Source organism: Shinella sp. BE166, from assembly GCF_051201095.1.
Classification (GTDB): Bacteria; Pseudomonadota; Alphaproteobacteria; order Rhizobiales; family Rhizobiaceae; genus Shinella; species Shinella lacus.
The window spans coordinates 131880-149752 of sequence record NZ_JBPEHL010000003.1 but is presented as its reverse complement, the minus strand read 5'-3'; the positions used below and the strand labels follow the sequence as shown (position 1 = coordinate 149752).

Sequence of the window (17873 nt, the reverse complement as noted above, 5' to 3'; positions counted from 1 at the left end):
GATGAACGAGAACGCAAAAGCCCGTATCAACGGCATCCTCCTTTCCGTCGCGCACAAGATCGGCCTCTTCCTGGCCATGACCGTCATCTGCCTGCCGGGGCTCTGGATCGTGCTCGCCTCGTTCCGGCCGACGGTCGAGATCATGGCGAAACCGCCGGTCTGGATCCCGCAGGACCTGTCGTTCGATGCCTATGTCGCGATGTTTTCCGGCGTGGGGCAGGGCGGTATTCCGGTCATCGAATATTTCCGCAACTCGCTGATCATCTCCGTCACGTCGACGGCGATCGCGCTCGCCATCGGCATGGCCGGCGGCTACGCCTTCGCGCGCTTCCGCTTCAAGGCGAAGTCCTCGATCTTCCTCGGCCTGATGCTGACGCGCACCGTGCCCGGCATCGCGCTCTCGCTGCCGCTGTTCTTCGTCTACTCGCGGCTCGGCATCATCGATACGCATTTCGGGCTCATCATGGCCTATGTGGCGCTCAACGTGCCCTTCACCATCTGGCTGATCGACGGCTTCTTCCGGCAGGTGCCGAAGGACCTCGCCGAAGCCGCACAGATCGACGGCTGCACGCGCTGGCAGGCCTTCTGGCAGGTGGAGTTTCCGCTCGCCGGCCCCGGCATCGCATCGGCCGGCATCTTCGCCTTCCTCACCTCGTGGAACGAGTTCGCGCTGGCCTCGCAGCTCACCCGTTCCGTCAACTCCAAGACCCTGCCCGTCGGCCTGCTCGACTATACGGCGGAGTTCACCATTGACTGGCGCGGCATGTGCGCGCTGGCGGTGATCATGATCATCCCCGCCCTCGTGCTAACCTTCATCGTGCAGAAGCATCTGGTTTCCGGCCTCACCTCCGGCGCAGTCAAAGGATAATCCATGGCAACCGTTTCCCTCGAAAAGCTGGTCAAGCGCTACGGCGCGGTCGAAGTGGTGCATGGTATCGACCTCGAAGTGGCGGACCGCGAGTTCATCGCGCTCGTCGGCCCGTCGGGCTGCGGCAAGTCCACCACGCTGCGCATGATCGCGGGCCTGGAGCCGATCTCCGGCGGCAACCTCAAGATCGGCGGCAAGATCGTCAACGACCTGCCGCCGCGCTCGCGCAACCTCGCCATGGTCTTCCAGTCCTACGCGCTCTATCCGCACATGACCGTGCGCGAAAACATGGGGTTCTCGCTGAAGATCGCCGGCCAGAAGCCGGAGGAGATCGCACCGCAGGTGGAAGAGGCGGCCAAGACGCTCGACCTCACGCATCTTTTGGACCGCCGCCCCTCGCAGCTTTCCGGCGGCCAGCGCCAGCGCGTCGCCATGGGCCGCGCCATCGTGCGCAATCCGGAAGTCTTTCTCTTCGACGAGCCGCTGTCGAACCTCGATGCGAAGCTGCGCACGCAGATGCGCGTCGAGATCAAGAAGCTGCATGCCAAGGTCCAGTCGACGGTCATCTACGTGACGCATGACCAGGTGGAGGCGATGACGCTTGCCGACCGCATCGTCATCATGCGCGATGGCTATATCGAGCAGGTCGGCACGCCAGAGGACGTTTTTCAGCGCCCGCAATCGAAATTTGTCGCGGGTTTCATCGGCTCGCCGCCGATGAACCTCAAGGATGCCGAGGTGACGAACGGCCAACTCGTCTTCGAAAACGGCGACCGCCTGCCGCTGCCGGCGCGCTTCAAGGAGCGCGTGGCGGCCGGCCAGAAGGTAACCTTCGGCCTGCGCCCGGACGATCTCTATCCGGCCGGCCATGGCATCCATTCCGGCGAGGATGCCGATGTGCATGACCAGGATCTGCGCGTCATCCTCACCGAGCCGCTCGGCAACGAGACGCTGGTCTTCGCCGATTTCGGCGGCGCCGAATGGGTCGGCCGCATGCTGAACCCGCGGCGGCTGACGCCGGGCGACACACTGCCCTTCTGCTTCGACCTGTCGCAAGCCCATCTCTTCGACCGCGACAGCGGCCGCACATTGCGAGGCTGACATGGCGAAGATCGAACGCATCGAATTGAAAATGGTCGACCTTCGCCCGAAGGTCGAGCGCACGGACGCCATCCAGAGCTTTGTTAGCCAGGAAACCCCGCTCGTCACTATTACCGACAGCGATGGTGCCGTGGGCACTGGCTACAGCTACACGATCGGCACGGGCGGTTCTTCCGTCATGCGGCTTCTTGCCGATCATCTGGCGCCGCGCCTGATCGGCCGCGATGCCGACCAGATCGAGGCAATCTGGCACGAACTGGAATTCGCCACTCACGCCACGACGATCGGTGCCATCACCTCGATCGCGCTTGCCACGATCGACACCGCGCTGTGGGATTTGCGCGCGCGAAAACAGAACCTGCCGCTGTGGAAGCTCGCCGGCGGGGCGAAGGACCGTTGCCCGCTCTACACGACGGAAGGCGGCTGGCTGCATATCCCGATGGAAGCGCTCGTCGAGGATGCCCTTGACGCCAAGGCGAAGGGCTTCACCGGCTCCAAGGTGAAGATCGGCAAGCCGCACGGCTCCGAGGATTTTGCGCGCCTTTCGGCCGTGCGCAAGGCGGTCGGCGATGGCTATGAGATCATGACCGACGCCAACCAGGGCTTTTCCGTCGACGAGGCGATCCGCCGGGCCGAGCGCCTGCGCGAACTCGATCTCGGCTGGATTGAGGAACCGCTGCCGGCGGACGACATCGACGGCCATGTGCGTCTCAACCGGTCGACCGCGACGCCGATCGCCGTCGGGGAATCGCTCTATTCGATCCGCCATTTCCGCGAATATATGCAGAAGGGCGCCTGCTCCATTGTGCAGGTCGATGCCGGCCGCATTGGCGGCATCACGCCGTGGCTGAAGGTGGCGCATGCGGCTGAGGCCTTCGATATGCCGGTCTGCCCGCATTTCCTGATGGAGCTGCATGTCAGCCTCACCTGCGCGGTGCAGAACGGCAAATATGTCGAATACATCCCGCAGCTCGACGACATTACCACTTCGCGCCTGAGAATAGAGAACGGTATGGCGCTGGCACCCATGACCTCCGGTCTCGGCATCGACTGGGACTGGGATGCGATCCGCAGCCGGTCGATTGCCGAATTCGAGCACGAGATCCGCAAGGGAGCCTGAGACATGCAGCGCATCGGCATGGTGATCGGCGTCAAGCCGGAGAAGATCGAAGAGTACAAGAGCCTGCACGCCGCCGTCTGGCCCGATGTGCTGGCGATGATTTCCGGCTGCAATATCAAGAACTATTCGATCTTCCTGAAGGAGCCGGAGAACCTGCTGTTCTCCTTCTTCGAATATCACGGCACCGATTATGCCGGCGACATGGCGAAGATGGCGGCAGACCCGAAGACGCAGGAATGGTGGGCCGTCTGCATGCCCTGCCAGACGCCGCTTGAGACGCGGAACGAGGGGGAATGGTGGGCTGGCATGGAAGAGGTGTTCTTTCATGCTTGAGCGCAAGGACTTGCCCCTCACCCTAACCCTCTCCCCGCAAGCGGGGAGAGGGGACGCGCCCCGTACGACGGAAACGTATGCGGAAAACGGTGCGGCATATCCTTCTCCCCGCTTGCGGGGAGAAGGTGGCGGTAGCCGGATGAGGGGCGGACGTGCGCAACAGGGGATGAACCGTGACTTTTGACCCCCACTCGCTCTCCCAATCCTGGCCGCTTCCATCAAAGCCACGCCCGATCGTCACCTTCGGCGCCGGCTCGATCGTCGGCGACGCGCACTACCCGGCCTATCGCAAGGGCGGCTTTCCGATTGCCGGGCTCTACGATCCGGACCACGACAAAGCGACGGCGCTGGCGGAAAAATGGGGCGTCACCGCCTACCGCACCGTCAAGGAAGCAGCCTCCGTAGAGAACGCAATCTTCGATCTCGCCACCCCGCCGACCGCTCATGCCAAGGTGCTCGCAGCGCTTCCCGACGGTGCTGCGGCGCTGATCCAGAAGCCGATGGGCGCCGATCTTGTCGCCGCGACCGAAATCCTGAAGATCTGCCGCGACAAGAAGCTCAAGGCCGCCGTCAATTTCCAACTGCGCTTTGCGCCGATGATGCTGGCGCTGAAGGATGCGATCGCCAAGGGGCTGCTCGGCGAGGTCGTCGATTTCGACGTCTATCTCGCACTCGATACGCCGTGGCAGCTCTGGTCCTTCCTCGAAGGCCTGCCGCGTATCGAGATCGCCATGCACTCAATCCACTATCTCGACGTCATCCGCCAGGTGCTGGGCGATCCCAAGGGTGTGCATGCCAAGTCGATCGGCCACCCGAACCATGCGATGGCGCAGACGCGGACAACCGCAATCCTCGACTACGGTGACCGGGTGCGCTGCGCCGTCTCGATCAACCACGACCACAAGTTCGGCCGCAGGCACCAGGCCTGCGAATTCCGTGTCTCGGGGACGGAGGGTGCGGCCTATCTCCAGCTTGGCGTCAATCTCGACTATCCGCGCGGCGAGCCGGATATCCTGGAAATCTATCCGAAGGGCGGCGATGGCTGGGTTGCCGTGCCGCTTGAGGGGACTTGGTTCCCCGATGCCTTCGTCGGCCGCATGGCGAACCTCCAGCGCTTCGTTTCGGGCGAGGATGCCGAGCTCGTTTCCTCGGTGGAGGATGCCTGGATGACCATGGCGCTCGTCGAGGCGGCCTATGCCTCCAGTGCCGCGCCCGCCACGCCGCTCGCTGCCAGGCCCTAGACAGGAACAGGACATGGAACAGGTCAGATATTTCGAGGACTACGCCATCGGCGATGGTCGGAAGACGATGGGGCGCACGATCACCGAGACGGATTTCGTCGTGCATGCCGGCCATACGGGCGATTTCTTCCCGCATCACATGGATGCGGAATTCATGAAGACGCAGCCCTTCGGCCAGCGCATCGCGCATGGCACCATGGTCTTTTCGATCGGCGTCGGGCTGACGGCAAGCGTCATCAATCCGGTGGCCTTTTCCTACGGCTATGATCGCATGCGCTTCATCAAGCCCGTCTTCATCGGTGATACGATCCATACCCGCGTGACGATAACGGCCAAGGAAGATGATCCGAAACGCGCGGGCTTCGGCCGCGTCATCGAACGCACGGAAGTCATCAACCAGAAGGGCGAGGTCGTGCTCGCCGCCGATCACATCTACGTCGTCGAGCGCCGGCCGAACGCCGCCTGACGACCCATCCAAGGAGCCATCATGTCTTTCTCCCTCGAAAACAAGCGCGTCCTCCTCACCGCCGCCGGCCAGGGCATCGGCCGGGCGAGCGCGATCGCCTTTGCCCGTGCCGGCGCGACGGTCGTCGCGACGGATATCAATGCCGATGCGCTGAAGAGCCTGGCGGGCGAGGCCAATATCGAGACCTATGTGCTCGACGTGCTGGACGACGAGGCGGTCACGCGCGTCATCACCGCCACCGGACCGTTCGACGTGCTGTTCAACTGCGCCGGCTTCGTCCATGCCGGCTCGATCCTTGAGATGCCGGACAAGGATCTCGACTTCGCCTTCGATCTCAACGTCCGGGCCATGGTGCGCACCATTCGCGCGGTGCTGCCGTCGATGCTGGAGCGCAAGGACGGCGCGATCATCAACATGGCGTCCGTCGCCTCCAGCGTGAAGGGCGTGCCGAACCGCGCCGCCTACACCATCACCAAGGCCGCCGTCGTCGGGCTGACGAAGTCGGTTGCAGCCGACTATGTCGGGCAGGGCATCCGCTGCAACTGCATCTGCCCCGGCACCGTCGAAAGCCCCTCCTTGCAGGATCGCCTGAAGGCGCAGGGCGACTACGACGCGGCACGCGCCGCCTTCATTGCCCGCCAGCCGATCGGCCGCATCGGCACGCCGGAGGAGATCGCCGATCTCGCCGTCTATCTCGCAGGCGCCACCTATACGACGGGCCAAGCCTACGCCATCGACGGCGGCTGGACCATCTGAAATACTCGAAACCGACCATTGCAAGGGCCGCTTCCATGACCAAGATCACCAGCCTGCGTTCGATCGACCTGCGCTTCCCCACCTCGCAGAGCCTGGACGGCTCGGATGCCATGAATCCCGATCCGGACTATTCGGCTGCCTATGTCGTGCTTGGCACGGACGCACCCGGTCTCGAAGGCCACGGCCTGACCTTCACCATCGGCCGCGGCAACGATATCTGCTGCATGGCGATCGAGGCGATGAAACATCTGGTGGTCGGCCTCGATCTCGACTGGGTGCGCGAAAATCCCGGCCGCTTCTGGCGCCATGTGACGAGCGACAGCCAGTTGCGCTGGATCGGCCCGGACAAGGGCGCGATGCATCTGGCGACCGGGGCGGTGGTGAACGCGGTCTGGGACCTTCTTGCCAAGCAGGCCGGCAAGCCCGTCTGGCGCCTCGTCGCCGAGATGAGCCCGGAGGAAATCCTCTCCATCGTCGATTTCCGCTATCTCACCGACGCGCTGACGCCGGAGGAGGCGCTCGCCATCCTCAGACAAGCCGAAGCGGGCAAGGCGGAGCGGATCGCGACGTTGGAGGCCGAGGGTTACCCCTGCTACACGACGTCGGCCGGCTGGCTCGGCTATGACGACGAAAAACTGCGCCGGCTCTGCCAGGAAGCCGTCGACCAGGGCTTTACGCATATCAAGATGAAGGTCGGCCGCGATCTGGAGGACGACAAGCGGCGGCTCCGCATCGCCCGCGAGGTGATCGGCGACGATCGATTCATGATGATCGACGCCAACCAGGTCTGGGAGGTCGGGCAGGCGATCGACTGGGTGAAGGAACTCCAGCCCTACAAGCCCTATTTCATCGAGGAGCCGACGAGCCCGGACGATGTCTTCGGCCACAAGACGATCCGCGAGGCGATCGCGCCCGTAAAGGTCGCGACCGGCGAGATGTGCCAGAACCGCATCATGTTCAAGCAGTTCATTGCCGAGGGCGCGATCGATATCGTGCAGATCGATAGCTGCCGCATGGGGGGCCTCAACGAGGTACTTGCCGTGCTGCTGATGGCGGCGAAATACGACCTGCCGGTCTGGCCGCATGCCGGCGGCGTGGGGCTCTGCGAATATGTCCAGCATCTCTCGATGATTGACTACATTGCCGTCTCCGGCACGAAGGAGGGCCGGGTGATCGAGTTCGTCGACCATCTGCACGAGCACTTCATCGACCCCTGCCGCATCGAGAACGCCGCCTATATGCCGCCGTCGCTGCCGGGCTTTTCGATCGAGATGAAGCCGGAGTCGATTGCGGCCTATACGTTCGGCTGAACACAGGCGAAGGCATCGCATCGGGCTGCGGTCTGGACAGTCCTTGATTGAAGGATTTATGATCGCAACCCCGAACAATGCGATATGCACATCATGAATATGGTCAAGCCGCCTTTGCCGTCTGAAAGCCGGGAGGATAGAATCCAGTCGAATCCGGTGCGGCTCGGTGCGCGGTTGCGGCTGACGCGCCAGACGCGCGGGCTGACTCTGAAGGCGCTGGCGCTGGCGGCGGATTGTTCGGAAAGCCTGCTCTCGAAGATCGAGAACGGCAAGGCCTCGCCCTCGCTGCCCATGCTGCACCGGCTGGTGCGCGCGCTCGATTCCAACATCGGCTGGATGTTCGAGGAGACCGATGGCGAAGAGGGCGTTGTGTTTCGCGCCGGCACGCGCCCGCTCATCACGCTCGATCCGTTGCGCCGCGGCGAGGGCATCTCGCTGGAGCGCATCATTCCCTATTCTGCCGGCCATCTGCTCCAGTGCAACATTCACCATATCGAGGCGGGCGGCCAAAGCGCTGGGCCGATCCAGCATGTGGGCGAGGAGGTCGGCTATCTGCTGGTCGGCGAAATCGAGCTGATGATCGGCGACAAGACCTTTCGGCTTTCCGCGGGCGACAGTTTCGTGTTCAATTCCGAGCTTGCCCACTGGTATCGCAATGTCGGGGAGGAGCGCGCCTCGATCTTCTGGGTCAATACGCCGCCAACCTTTTGATATTATTTTCTAAAATCCTCTTCAACCGATTTTGCGAACCGGATATTCAAGTAACTTGACATGAATTCAAGTTACTTGAATAATGCCTCTCGTAAATTCCTGTGGCCGCCAACGGCTTCAAACAAGGGGAACATCAAAATGGGTCGGACAAAATATCTTCTCGGCTGCGCTGCGGCCGCCACGCTGACGCTCATGAGCGCGGCCAATGCCTTCGCCGATACATTCGCACTCGTCACCATCAACCAGCAGGCACTGTTCTTCAACCAGATCAATGACGGCGCCAACGCCGCTGCCAAGGCTGCCGGCGTCGACCTCGTCATCTTCAATGCCAACAACGTGCCGTCCGCGCAGAACGACGCGATCGAGACCTACATTACGCAAAAGGTCGACGGCATCATTCTCGTCGCCATCGACGTCAATGGTGTGAAGCCGGCAATCACCGCCGCCAAGAATGCCGGCATTCCGGTCATCGCCATCGATGCGCAGATTCCGGAAGGCGACAACATCGCCTTCGTCGGCGTCGATAATACCGCTGCGGGCGGCGATATCGGCAAGTTCTTCTCCGACTACGTGAAGAGCGACATGAGCGGTGCCGCCAAGGTCGGCGTCGTCGGCGCGCTCAACTCCTTCATCCAGAACCAGCGCCTCGATGGCTTCAAGGCGGCGGTGACCGAAGGCGGCCAGAAGGTCGAGTTCCTCGACACGGTCGACGGCCAGAACGTGCAGGACGTGGCGCTTTCGGCCGCCGAAAACCTGATGACCGCCAATCCCGACATGAATGCGCTCTACGCCACCGGCGAGCCGGCGCTGCTCGGCGCCGTTTCCGCCGTCGCCAGCCAGGGCCGCGGTGACAGCATCAAGGTCTTCGGCTGGGACCTGACCAAGTCCGCAATCGACGGCATCGATCAGGGTTTTGTCACGGCCGTCATCCAGCAGGATCCGGCGGGTGAAGGCAAGGCCGCGGTCGAAGCGCTCGTCAAGGTCAAGAGGGGCGAGACGATCGAGCCGATCATCAACGTGCCGGTGACCATCGTCACCAAGGAGAATGTCGACCAGTATCGCGACATGTTCAAGTAAGCCGACCGCCGCTGCCCGGCCGAAGTCCGGGCAGCGGCGTCTTTTGGGAAGGGCCACTGAACATGACCGACACGCAAGTCAGCCGCGTCCGGATGACCGGCATATCCAAGCGCTATGGCGCGCTGCAATCGCTCGACAATGCCTCGCTGAACCTCATGCCGGGCGAAGTGCTCGGGCTGGTGGGCGACAATGGTGCGGGCAAATCGACCATCAGCAAGGTGCTCTCGGGCGCCGTCATCCCGGATTCCGGCACGATCGAGATCGACGGCCGGCCGGTCTCCTTCACCTCTCCGGCGGAGGCGCGGGCCGCGCGTATCGAGATGGTCTACCAGGACCTCGCGCTCTGCGACACGATCGACGTCGCCGGCAACCTCTTCCTTGGCCGCGAGCCGAAGCGCCATATCGCCGGCGTGCCGATGCTCGACAAGAAGCTGATGCACGAGCGGGCGCGCGACATGCTCTCCAATCTCGGCATCGTCATTCCCGATACGTGGATGAAGGTCGAAAACCTCTCCGGCGGCCAGCGCCAGTCGATCGCGATCGGACGTGCCGCCTCCTTCGATCCCTCCGTGCTCATCATGGACGAACCGACGGCGGCGCTTGCGGTCGCGGAGGTGGAGGCTGTGCTCGAACTGATCCGCACCGTGTCCCGCCGTGGCGTTTCCGTCATCCTCATCACGCACCGGCTGCAGGATCTTTTCCTCGTCTGCGACCGAATCCAGGTGATGTATGAGGGCCGCAACGTTGCCGAGCGGCGCATCGAGGACACCAATATCGAGGATGTCGTCAATCTCATCGTCGGGCGGAAATTCGCTGCCCGTTCCGCCGGCCATCAGGCCAGCCACAATCAGGCCAGCCACACTCAGGAACGAGGCGCTTCCGCATGAGCTCCGAGCCCAACGCCTATTCCAGCCATCCGCCCCGCATGCGCGAGACGACCATGCTCGACAAGGTCATCGCCAATGGCGGCGTCATGTCGATCGCGCTGTTCTTCGTCGTCTGCTGCTTCTTCTTCGCGGTGACGACGGACGCCTTCCTGACGGCGCCGAACCTGCTCAACATCATCCGCCAGTCCGCACCGCTCCTGATCGTCGCGGCCGCGATGACCTTCGTCATCACCACGGGCGGTATCGATCTTTCGGTCGGCTCCGTTCTGGCGCTGACCGCCACCCTTTCGGCGGCCGCCTTGCAGGCCGGCATTCCCTGGCCGCTTGCCATTATCTTGATGTTGGCGCTTGGCGGCGTGGTCGGGCTGATCCAGGGCTATTTCATCGCCTACGAAAAGATCCCTGCCTTCATCGTCACGCTGGCCGGCCTTTCGGTGATCCGCGGTTTCGCGCTGCTGATTACCGGCGGCTACTCGATCCCCATCGAGCCGACGAGCCCCTTCGTGACGATCGGCCGGGCCTGGGTGCTGGGCATTCCGGCGCCCGCGCTCATCGCCATCGTCGTGCTTCTCGCCGCCTATGTCGTCTTCAACGAAACCCATTTCGGCCGCTACGTCACCGGCGTCGGGGCCAATGCGGAGGCGACGCGCCGCGCCGGGGTCAACACGCGCCGCGTCATCCTCTGGGTCTACATCCTGTCGGGCACGGCGGCGGCGGCGGCCGGCGTCATCCTCTCCGCCCGCCTCGGCTCCGGCTCGTCCAATGCGGGGCAGGGGTTCGAACTCGACGTCATCGCGGCCGTGGTTCTGGGCGGCACCAGCCTTTTTGGCGGGCGCGGGTCGCTGGTCGGCACGATCCTCGGGGCGCTCACCGTCGCGGTTCTGGCGAACGGCCTCATCCTGTCGCACCTGTCGCCCTTCTTCACGCCGATCGTCACCGGCTTCATCATCCTGGTCGCAATCTGGCTCAACTTCCGCCTGTTCAAGGGCGGGGCGAAGGGGCGCTGACATGCTCGACCATCTCTTTGCCGAGGAACCGAAGAAGCGCCACCCGATCGGCGTGAACTCCGGAACCGCCATGACCGTCATCGGCCCCGTCCCGGTGGAAAATCTCGGCGTAACGCTGATGCACGAGCACATCTTCCTCGATGGTGCGACAAGCTGGATCTGCCCGTGCCATCCCGACGAAAAGGCGATCGCCGAGCAGAAGGTCGAGATCGGCATCATCGGCGAATTGCGCATGAACCCCTATATGAACCGGGACAATGTCTCGCTCGACGACGGGGATCTCGCGCTCAGCGAACTCAAGCGCTTCCAGGCGCTCGGCGGCTGCACGGTGGTGGAGACGACGAATTTCGGCATTGGCCGCGATGCCGCAGGCCTTGCCCGCATCGCCCGCATGTCGGGGCTGCGCATCATCATGGGCACCGGCTTCTACCTCGAACACACCCATCCTGAATGGCTGAAGGCCATGGATGTCGAAGAGGTGACGCAGTTCATCGTCGACGATGTCGGCGGCGGCGAGAGCCAGCCGGAGATCATGGCGGGCATTATCGGCGAGATCGGCGTCAGCCGGAATTTCACCGCCGAGGAGGAGAAGTCGCTGCGCGCCTCGGCGCGGGCGGCGCGTATTACCGGCCTGCCGCTTTCCATCCACCTGCCGGGCTGGGAGCGTCTCGCGCACCGCGTGCTCGACGTGGTGGAGGAGGAAGGGGCCGATCCGGCGCATACCGTGCTCTGCCACATGAACCCGAGCCACAGCGATCTCGACTACCAGATGGCGCTAGCGAAACGCGGGGCCTTCCTGGAATATGACATGATCGGCATGGACTACTATTACGCCGACCAGGATGCCCAGTCGCCCTCGGACGAGGAAAATGCCCGCGCCATTGCCGCCCTCGTCGACAAAGGGTTTGGCGACCGGCTGCTGCTGTCGCAGGATGTCTTTCTCAAGATCATGCTCACCCGCTACGGCGGCTTCGGCTACGGCTATATCCTCAAGCACTTCCTGCCGCGGCTGAAGCGGCATGGCGTGGATCAGGCGGCAATCGACCGCATGCTGATCGGCAATCCCAAATCCGTCTTTTCCGCCGCGCGCTGAGCGCCGGCCTGTTTCAAGGAGTTCCCATGACCAAGAAGAAAGTCCTGCTCGCCGGCGAATCCTGGGTTTCGACCGCGACCCACATCAAGGGTTTCGACCAGTTCCCGACCGTTACCTACCACACCGGTGCCGACGAATTGCTGAGCGCCCTGAAGGAGAGCCCCTTCGACGTCACCTTCATGCCCGCGCACGAGGCGCAGAAAGAGTTTCCGAGCACGCTGGAAGGCCTGCAGGCCTATGACGCCATCGTGCTCTCGGATATCGGCGCCAACACGCTGCTGCTGCATCCCGACACCTGGATCCACTCCCGCCGCACGCCGAACCGACTGAAATTGTTGCGCGAGTACGTTTCGAAGGGCGGCGCGCTGCTGATGTTCGGCGGCTATTACTCCTTCCAGGGCATCAATGGCGGCGCGCGCTTCCGCAACACCGCCGTGGAAGAAGTTCTGCCGGTTTCCTGCCTCTCCGTCGATGACCGCGTGGAAGTGCCGGAGGGCTTTACGCCGGTTGTTTCCGGCGATACCTCCCATCCGATCCTGGCCGGCCTGTCGGGCGAACTGCCCTATCTGCTCGGCTTCAACGAGGTGGTACTGAAGGACGGCGCCAACCAGTTGATGACAGTCTCGTCCGAATACGGCTCGCTGCCGCTGCTCGTCACCGGCACCTATGGTGAAGGCCGCACGGTGGTCTGGACCTCGGATGTCGGCCCGCACTGGCTGCCGCCGGAATTCATCGCCTGGCCGGGCTACAAAACGCTGTTCGAGCAGATGCTCGCCTGGGCGACCGACTAACGCAACGCCGCGGGGCCGCCCATGACCATCCACGTCGTCGGCAATGTCTGCGTCGATACGAGCTTTCGCCTGGAGCGGCTGCCGCAGCCGGGCGAGACGCTGAATGCCCTTGCGACCAGCGAAGGCCCTGGCGGCAAGGGCGCCAACCAGGCGGCCGCCGCCAGCCGCACCGGCGCGGATGTCACGCTGTGGGCGCCGGTGGGCAAGGATGCGGCGAGCGTCTGGATCGAGGGCGTCATCGCCGCCGACATCCCGGCGCTCCGGCTGACGCGGCTCGATCTTGCCTGCGACCGCTCGGTCATCATGGTCGATCCGTCCGGCGAAAACGTCATCGTCACCGCGGCCGCCTGTGCCGATGCCTTCGACCCGCTCGCCATGAGCGCGCTTCCGGAGACGTGGGCGGCAGGCGACATGCTGCTGATGCAGGGTAACCTGCGGCCAGAGGTGACGACCGCATGTCTTCGTGCGGCGCGGGAGAAGGGGCTGTTCACGGTCCTCAATCCGAGCCCGCTTCCGGCGGAGCCGCTCGACTTGACGGCGGTCTCGCTGATCGTCGTCAACCGGCCGGAGGCAGAAGCGCTGACCGGGGAGGCCGATCCGGAACAGGCGGCCCGCGCGTTGGTGGTGGCCGGTACCGGCAGCGCCATCGTAACGCTCGGTGCCGAGGGCGCGCTTCTTCTCGACGCGGCGTCGGCATTGCGCCTGCCGGCGCGACAGGTCGCGGCCATTGACGCCAGCGGTGCCGGCGATTGTTTCGCGGGCACGCTCGCGGGGCTTCTTGCGCAAGGCGCATCGCTTTCCGCCGCCGCGACAATCGCGACGCAAGCGGCGGGGATTGCCGTCGGGCGACCCGGTACGCTCGCCTCCTTCCCGACACGGGCGGAAATTTCCACCCTCACCAAGACAACGAAACTGGAAAACGAGTGATCGACATGAGCAACCCTATCGGACGGCAGGACAACGATACGCTGAAGACGCTTTTCGGGCGCGACAAGCCGGTGATCGGCGTGGTGCATCTGCTCCCGCTGCCGGGCTCGCCGCGCTATGACGACGAGGGCGTGGAGGCGATCTACGAGCGCGGCCTGTCGGATGCCCGCGCCTATCTCGCGGGCGGCTGCGATGCGCTGATCGTCGAGAACCACGGCGACGTGCCCTTCGCCAAGCCCGACCAGATCGGCCACGAGACCTCCGCCCACATGGCGGTGATTTCCGACCGCATCCGCCGCGAACTCGGCCGGCCGATCGGCATCAACGTGCTCGCCAATGCGTCCATCCCCGCGCTCGCCATCGCCTCGGCCGCCTCGGCTTCCTTCATCCGCGTCAACCAATGGGCCAATGCCTATGTCGCCAATGAAGGTTTCGTTGAAGGCGAGGCGGCTCGCGCCATGCGCTACCGCGCGCAGCTCCGCGCCAAGGGCATCCGCATCTTCGCCGATGCCCATGTCAAGCACGGCGCCCATGCCATCGTCGCCGACCGGCCGGTGGAGGAGCAGGTCAAGGACCTGGTGTTCTTCGACGCCGACGTGGTCATCGCCACCGGCCAGCGCACCGGCCATGCTGCCGATCTAAGCTATATAAAGATGATCAAGGAGGCGGCGTCATTGCCAACATTGGTGGGCAGCGGCGTGACGCATGACAACGCAAACGACATTCTCTCCGTCGCAGACGGCGTGATCATCGCCAGCGCCCTCAAATATGATGGCGTGTGGTGGAATGCGGTCGATCCCGACCGCGTCAAGCGCTTCATCGCGGGCCTCGGGCGATGAACGATGGCCCTGCGGTCAATCCCGACCGCCTGCTGCAATCGGTCTCCGACTTCGCGGCGATCGGCGCCACGCCCGCCGGCGGCGTGAACCGGCAGGCGCTGACGGCGGAGGACCGCGCTGCCCGCCGGCTGCTTGCCGAGCGCGCTTTGGCACGCGGTTTCACCGTGTTCCAGGACGAGGCCGCCAATCTCTTCATCCGGCGCGAGGGCCGGGATGCAGCACTGCCGCCGCTCCTCATCGGCAGCCATCTCGACAGTCAGCCGACCGGTGGCCGCTTTGACGGCGCACTCGGCACGCTCAGCGCCTTCGAGGTACTGGAAGCGCTCGCGGATGCCGACGTGGAGACCGAGCGTGCCATCGAAGTCGTCGCCTTTATCAACGAGGAGGGAAGCCGTTTTTCGCCGGGCTGCATGGGTTCCATGGCCTTTTCCGGTGCGGCAAACGTAACGGACTGGCAGGCGGCGCGCGGCACGGATGATGCGCTCTTCGCCGACGAATTGCGCGCGACACTGGACGCACTGCCCGAAGCCGAAATCCGGCCCGCCGGCCATCCCGTCTCGGCCTTTGTGGAGCTGCATATCGAGCAAGGCCCCGTCCTAGAACGCGAAAACGTGCCGATCGGCATCGTCACCGGCGTGCAGGGTACAAAATGGCTGGAGGTCGCCTTTTCCGGCGAGGCGGCGCATGCCGGCACGACGCCGCTCGAATTCCGCAAGGACCCGATGGCGGCCGCTGCCGCGGCCATCGCCCGCATCCAGGACGGCATCATGCCCGCCGATCACGAGGCGCGGCTGACGGTCGGCCGCATTTCGGCTGAGCCCGGTTCCGTCAATGTTATACCGGGCCGGGTGTCCTTCACCGTCGACATGCGCCACCCCGACGCCGAGGCCCTTGCCGCCATCGAGCGGCACGTCCACGAGGAATGCCTTGCCGCGGCCAAACGCTGGTGCTGCGAAGCGACGATCGCCCTGCGGGTCGACATGCCGCCCGGCCGCTTTGCCTCGACTGTGACCGCGGCGATCGCAGAGAGTTGCAAGGCGCTCGGCATCGCCAGCCGCCCCATGGTCTCCGGCGCCTTTCACGACGCGCTCTTCGTCAACCGCGTCGCCCCGTCTGCGATGATCTTCGTGCCGTGCCGCAACGGCGTCAGCCACAACGAGGCGGAATTCGTCTCCGACGGGCACATCGTCACCGGCGCGCGCGTCCTGCTGGGCGTCGTGTTGCAGCTCGCGTCCTAAACCTCCACCGGCCGTGCCTTCTGGCCGCCGACGCCGAAGACGCGGCGGTAGCGTTCGATCTCGGCGGGGTCGCCGGTCGCCTTGGCGGGATTGTCGGAGAGTTTGACGGCGGGGCGGCCGTTGGCGCTCGTCACCTTGCAGACGAGCGAGATCGGGTCGAGGCCGTTGCCGCCATCCGGGTCGCAGCCGCGAAAATCATTGGTGAGGTTGGTGCCCCAGCCAAAACTCATGCGCACCCGGCCGTGAAAATGCCGGTAGGCCTCCTCGATCGAGTCGATATCCATGCCATCGGAAAAGATCAGCAGCTTTTCGCGCGGGTCACGGCCCTTCTCCTGCCACCAGCGGATAATCTCCTCGCCGCCGGCGATGGGCGGCGCGCTGTCCGGACGGAAGCCGGTCCAGTCGGCCAGCCAGTCCGGCGCATTGGCGAGAAAGGCGGGCGTGCCGAAGGCGTCGGGCAGGGCGATCAGCAAGTTGCCGTTGTAGAGCTGGCGCCATTCCTCCAGCACCTGGTAGGGCGCCTTCGCCAGTGCCGCATCGTCCTCGGCAAGGGCTGCGGCCACCATCGGCAACTCGTGCGCATTGGTGCCGATGGCTTCGAGATCGGCATCCATGGCGAGCAGCACGTTGGAGGTGCCGATGAAACGATCGCCGAGCCCCTCCTTCAGCGCCTCCACGCACCAGCGCTGCCACAGGAAACCGTGCCGCCGCCGCGTGCCGAAATCGGAGATGACGAGATCGGGCAATTGCCGCAGCCGCTCCACCTTTTCCCATAGCCGCGCCTTAGCGCGAGCATAGAGGATATCGAGTGCGAAACGGCCGCGCTCGCGCATCGCGGCGCGCGACTTCAGCTCGTTGATGATGGCGAGCGCCGGGATTTCCCACATGGTCGTGTGCGTCCAGGGGCCGTCGAAATGCAGCTCGTACTGGCCGTCGGCCTTGCGCAGTTCGTAGTCCGGCAGGCGGAAGGCGGCGAGCCAGGCGATGAAATCCGGCCCGAACATGCGCGCCCGGCCATAAAAGCTGTTGCCGGCGAGCCAGATCAGCTCCTTCTTGGTGAACCGCACGCTGCGCGCGTGGTCGAGCTGGGCGCGCAGTTCCCCCTCGTCGATGACATCGGCAAGCCGCACGCTCGTCGTGCGGTTGATCAGCGAGAAGGTTGCGTCGACGTCCGGGTGCCGGTGCCGGATCATCTGGAGCATCAGCAGCTTGTAGAAATCCGTGTCGAGCAGGCTGCGCACGATCGGGTCGAGCCGGAAGTTATGGTCGTAGGTGCGGGTCGCGATGTCGGTAACGGCCATGCCGGCTACTCCGTTCAGTATCTCCAATGTCACTCATACCCGAATGCAGCCTTTATGAAACCAGCGGCCGCGACGGCGCCTCCCGCTGAAGCCCGGTAGCGAGGAGGCGGGCGAGCGCTGCGACTTCCCGCTCCAGCAGCGCCGGCGTGATGCCGACGAAACGGCCTTCGAGGCTGATGGCGATGACGCCGTGCACGGCGGAAAACACGGTTCGCGCGCGGATCGCGATGTCGTCGGCGGAGGCATCCGGCATCTGGCGCGCGAGAGGTGCTGCGATCAGGCCGATGAGGAAGGCGTGCTCCGCCAGATGCCATTCCGGAACGGCAACACCGTCCGGCATCCGATGCTCGAACAATGCGGACCACAGGTTTCGCTCGGCAAGTGCGAAATGCAGATAGGCGAGCGAAAGGTTGAGGAAGGTTTCTTCAAGGTCGCCCGTGGGCGGTAGCGCGGCGTTCAGCGCCGTCTCCAGCCGCTTGAGCGTGCGGGAATTGACGTGGAGAACGAGCCCATCCAGGTCGTCGAAGACGGTATAGAGCCCGCCGAGCGCCGAGCCCGCGCGCTCCGCGATGTCGCGCGCCCGCAAACCCTTCAGGCCTTGCTCCCGGATAAGCTCCGTGCCGGCTGCGATCAGCCGTGTCTTCAACTCTTCCTTCTTCTCCCGCCGCTTTTCCGTCATCGATGTCTCCCGTTTTGAACATTGTTCATTTTATATCTTGAACGTCGTTCATTTTTATGTAAAAAAGATCATGAACAATGTTCATACAGGCAGATGCGTAAATGTTCAAATATAGTCTGCGCGAAAAG

The 17873-nt window shown here is 64.1% G+C and carries 19 protein-coding genes; 17 read left to right on the top strand and 2 right to left on the bottom strand.

Going from position 1 to position 17873, the window contains the following annotated elements:
• The first annotated feature begins 1 nt into the window (after position 1).
• The 17 genes from J2Y63_RS08130 (at position 2) to J2Y63_RS08050 (ending at position 15765) form a co-directional block, all read left to right on the top strand.
• Positions 2-868 carry a carbohydrate ABC transporter permease gene (locus tag J2Y63_RS08130; RefSeq protein ID WP_435265644.1) on the top strand — a complete coding sequence of 289 codons (867 nt, stop codon included), beginning with the start codon at positions 2-4 and terminating at the stop codon, positions 866-868.
• A 3-nt stretch (positions 869-871) separates the two neighbouring features.
• Positions 872-1969: an ABC transporter ATP-binding protein gene (locus J2Y63_RS08125; protein ID WP_435265643.1), complete on the top strand. Its 1098-nt coding sequence runs from the start codon at positions 872-874 to the stop codon at positions 1967-1969.
• 1 nt (position 1970) lies between these two features.
• The gene (locus J2Y63_RS08120) at positions 1971-3089 is read left to right on the top strand and encodes a mandelate racemase/muconate lactonizing enzyme family protein (protein ID WP_435265642.1); all 1119 of its coding nucleotides are present in this window, start codon (positions 1971-1973) and stop codon (positions 3087-3089) included.
• 3 nt (positions 3090-3092) lie between these two features.
• Positions 3093-3422 (top strand): L-rhamnose mutarotase, encoded by a 330-nt coding sequence (locus J2Y63_RS08115; RefSeq protein WP_435265641.1) that lies wholly within the window; start codon positions 3093-3095, stop codon positions 3420-3422.
• A 173-nt stretch (positions 3423-3595) separates the two neighbouring features.
• A complete protein-coding gene (locus J2Y63_RS08110) occupies positions 3596-4663 on the top strand; it encodes a Gfo/Idh/MocA family protein (protein WP_435265640.1) in 1068 nt (355 codons plus the stop codon).
• Positions 4664-4676: 13 nt separating this feature from the next.
• Entirely contained in the window at positions 4677-5129 is a 453-nt protein-coding gene (locus J2Y63_RS08105) for a MaoC/PaaZ C-terminal domain-containing protein (RefSeq protein WP_435265639.1), read from the top strand.
• Between the two features lie 21 nt (positions 5130-5150).
• Positions 5151-5885, top strand: coding sequence for an SDR family oxidoreductase (locus tag J2Y63_RS08100; protein WP_435265638.1), 735 nt, complete (start codon positions 5151-5153; stop codon positions 5883-5885).
• 35 nt (positions 5886-5920) lie between these two features.
• Positions 5921-7195 carry an L-fuconate dehydratase gene (locus J2Y63_RS08095; protein ID WP_435265637.1) on the top strand — a complete coding sequence of 425 codons (1275 nt, stop codon included), beginning with the start codon at positions 5921-5923 and terminating at the stop codon, positions 7193-7195.
• 99 nt (positions 7196-7294) lie between these two features.
• Positions 7295-7906 carry a cupin domain-containing protein gene (locus tag J2Y63_RS08090; protein ID WP_256116987.1) on the top strand — a complete coding sequence of 204 codons (612 nt, stop codon included), beginning with the start codon at positions 7295-7297 and terminating at the stop codon, positions 7904-7906.
• Between the two features lie 138 nt (positions 7907-8044).
• Entirely contained in the window at positions 8045-8983 is a 939-nt protein-coding gene (locus tag J2Y63_RS08085; RefSeq protein WP_435265636.1) for an ABC transporter substrate-binding protein, read from the top strand.
• Positions 8984-9045: 62 nt separating this feature from the next.
• A complete protein-coding gene (locus tag J2Y63_RS08080) occupies positions 9046-9870 on the top strand; it encodes an ATP-binding cassette domain-containing protein (protein WP_435265635.1) in 825 nt (274 codons plus the stop codon).
• A gap of 38 nt (positions 9871-9908) precedes the next feature.
• A complete protein-coding gene (locus J2Y63_RS08075) occupies positions 9909-10877 on the top strand; it encodes an ABC transporter permease (protein WP_256116988.1) in 969 nt (322 codons plus the stop codon).
• Between the two features lies 1 nt (position 10878).
• On the top strand, positions 10879-11970 hold the full coding sequence (locus J2Y63_RS08070; protein WP_435265634.1) for a phosphotriesterase family protein: 1092 nt from the start codon (positions 10879-10881) through the stop codon (positions 11968-11970).
• A 26-nt stretch (positions 11971-11996) separates the two neighbouring features.
• Entirely contained in the window at positions 11997-12761 is a 765-nt protein-coding gene (locus tag J2Y63_RS08065; RefSeq protein ID WP_435265633.1) for a glutamine amidotransferase, read from the top strand.
• Positions 12762-12782: 21 nt separating this feature from the next.
• Positions 12783-13688, top strand: a complete 906-nt coding sequence (locus J2Y63_RS08060; RefSeq protein ID WP_435265632.1) for a ribokinase — start codon at positions 12783-12785, stop codon at positions 13686-13688.
• Positions 13689-13693: 5 nt separating this feature from the next.
• Positions 13694-14527 (top strand): BtpA/SgcQ family protein, encoded by an 834-nt coding sequence (locus J2Y63_RS08055; RefSeq protein WP_435265631.1) that lies wholly within the window; start codon positions 13694-13696, stop codon positions 14525-14527.
• Entirely contained in the window at positions 14524-15765 is a 1242-nt protein-coding gene (locus J2Y63_RS08050; RefSeq protein WP_435265630.1) for a Zn-dependent hydrolase, read from the top strand. The genes J2Y63_RS08055 and J2Y63_RS08050 overlap by 4 nt, the downstream gene beginning before the upstream one ends.
• Here the strand turns inward: J2Y63_RS08050 and pncB are convergent.
• Together pncB and J2Y63_RS08040 are read right to left on the bottom strand one after the other, a co-directional pair.
• Positions 15762-17066, bottom strand: coding sequence for a nicotinate phosphoribosyltransferase (pncB, locus tag J2Y63_RS08045; protein WP_435265629.1), 1305 nt, complete (start codon positions 17064-17066; stop codon positions 15762-15764). The genes J2Y63_RS08050 and pncB overlap by 4 nt on opposite strands.
• Before the next feature lie 52 nt (positions 17067-17118).
• Entirely contained in the window at positions 17119-17745 is a 627-nt protein-coding gene (locus J2Y63_RS08040) for a TetR/AcrR family transcriptional regulator (RefSeq protein ID WP_435265628.1), read from the bottom strand.
• Positions 17746-17873: the final 128 nt, after the last annotated feature.

Bases quoted from the DNA above. Each gene is read 5' to 3' on its own strand.
- J2Y63_RS08130 (WP_435265644.1), top strand. From the start codon at position 2: ATGAACGAGAACGCAAAAGCCCGTATCAACGGCATCCTCCTTTCCGTC.
- J2Y63_RS08125 (WP_435265643.1), top strand. From the start codon at position 872: ATGGCAACCGTTTCCCTCGAAAAGCTGGTCAAGCGCTACGGCGCGGTC.
- J2Y63_RS08120 (WP_435265642.1), top strand. From the start codon at position 1,971: ATGGCGAAGATCGAACGCATCGAATTGAAAATGGTCGACCTTCGCCCG.
- J2Y63_RS08115 (WP_435265641.1), top strand. From the start codon at position 3,093: ATGCAGCGCATCGGCATGGTGATCGGCGTCAAGCCGGAGAAGATCGAA.
- J2Y63_RS08105 (WP_435265639.1), top strand. From the start codon at position 4,677: ATGGAACAGGTCAGATATTTCGAGGACTACGCCATCGGCGATGGTCGG.
- J2Y63_RS08100 (WP_435265638.1), top strand. From the start codon at position 5,151: ATGTCTTTCTCCCTCGAAAACAAGCGCGTCCTCCTCACCGCCGCCGGC.
- J2Y63_RS08095 (WP_435265637.1), top strand. From the start codon at position 5,921: ATGACCAAGATCACCAGCCTGCGTTCGATCGACCTGCGCTTCCCCACC.
- J2Y63_RS08090 (WP_256116987.1), top strand. From the start codon at position 7,295: ATGGTCAAGCCGCCTTTGCCGTCTGAAAGCCGGGAGGATAGAATCCAG.
- J2Y63_RS08085 (WP_435265636.1), top strand. From the start codon at position 8,045: ATGGGTCGGACAAAATATCTTCTCGGCTGCGCTGCGGCCGCCACGCTG.
- J2Y63_RS08080 (WP_435265635.1), top strand. From the start codon at position 9,046: ATGACCGACACGCAAGTCAGCCGCGTCCGGATGACCGGCATATCCAAG.
- J2Y63_RS08075 (WP_256116988.1), top strand. From the start codon at position 9,909: ATGCGCGAGACGACCATGCTCGACAAGGTCATCGCCAATGGCGGCGTC.
- J2Y63_RS08070 (WP_435265634.1), top strand. From the start codon at position 10,879: ATGCTCGACCATCTCTTTGCCGAGGAACCGAAGAAGCGCCACCCGATC.
- J2Y63_RS08065 (WP_435265633.1), top strand. From the start codon at position 11,997: ATGACCAAGAAGAAAGTCCTGCTCGCCGGCGAATCCTGGGTTTCGACC.
- J2Y63_RS08060 (WP_435265632.1), top strand. From the start codon at position 12,783: ATGACCATCCACGTCGTCGGCAATGTCTGCGTCGATACGAGCTTTCGC.
- J2Y63_RS08055 (WP_435265631.1), top strand. From the start codon at position 13,694: ATGAGCAACCCTATCGGACGGCAGGACAACGATACGCTGAAGACGCTT.
- J2Y63_RS08050 (WP_435265630.1), top strand. From the start codon at position 14,524: ATGAACGATGGCCCTGCGGTCAATCCCGACCGCCTGCTGCAATCGGTC.
- pncB (WP_435265629.1), bottom strand. From the start codon at position 17,066: ATGGCCGTTACCGACATCGCGACCCGCACCTACGACCATAACTTCCGG.
- J2Y63_RS08040 (WP_435265628.1), bottom strand. From the start codon at position 17,745: ATGACGGAAAAGCGGCGGGAGAAGAAGGAAGAGTTGAAGACACGGCTG.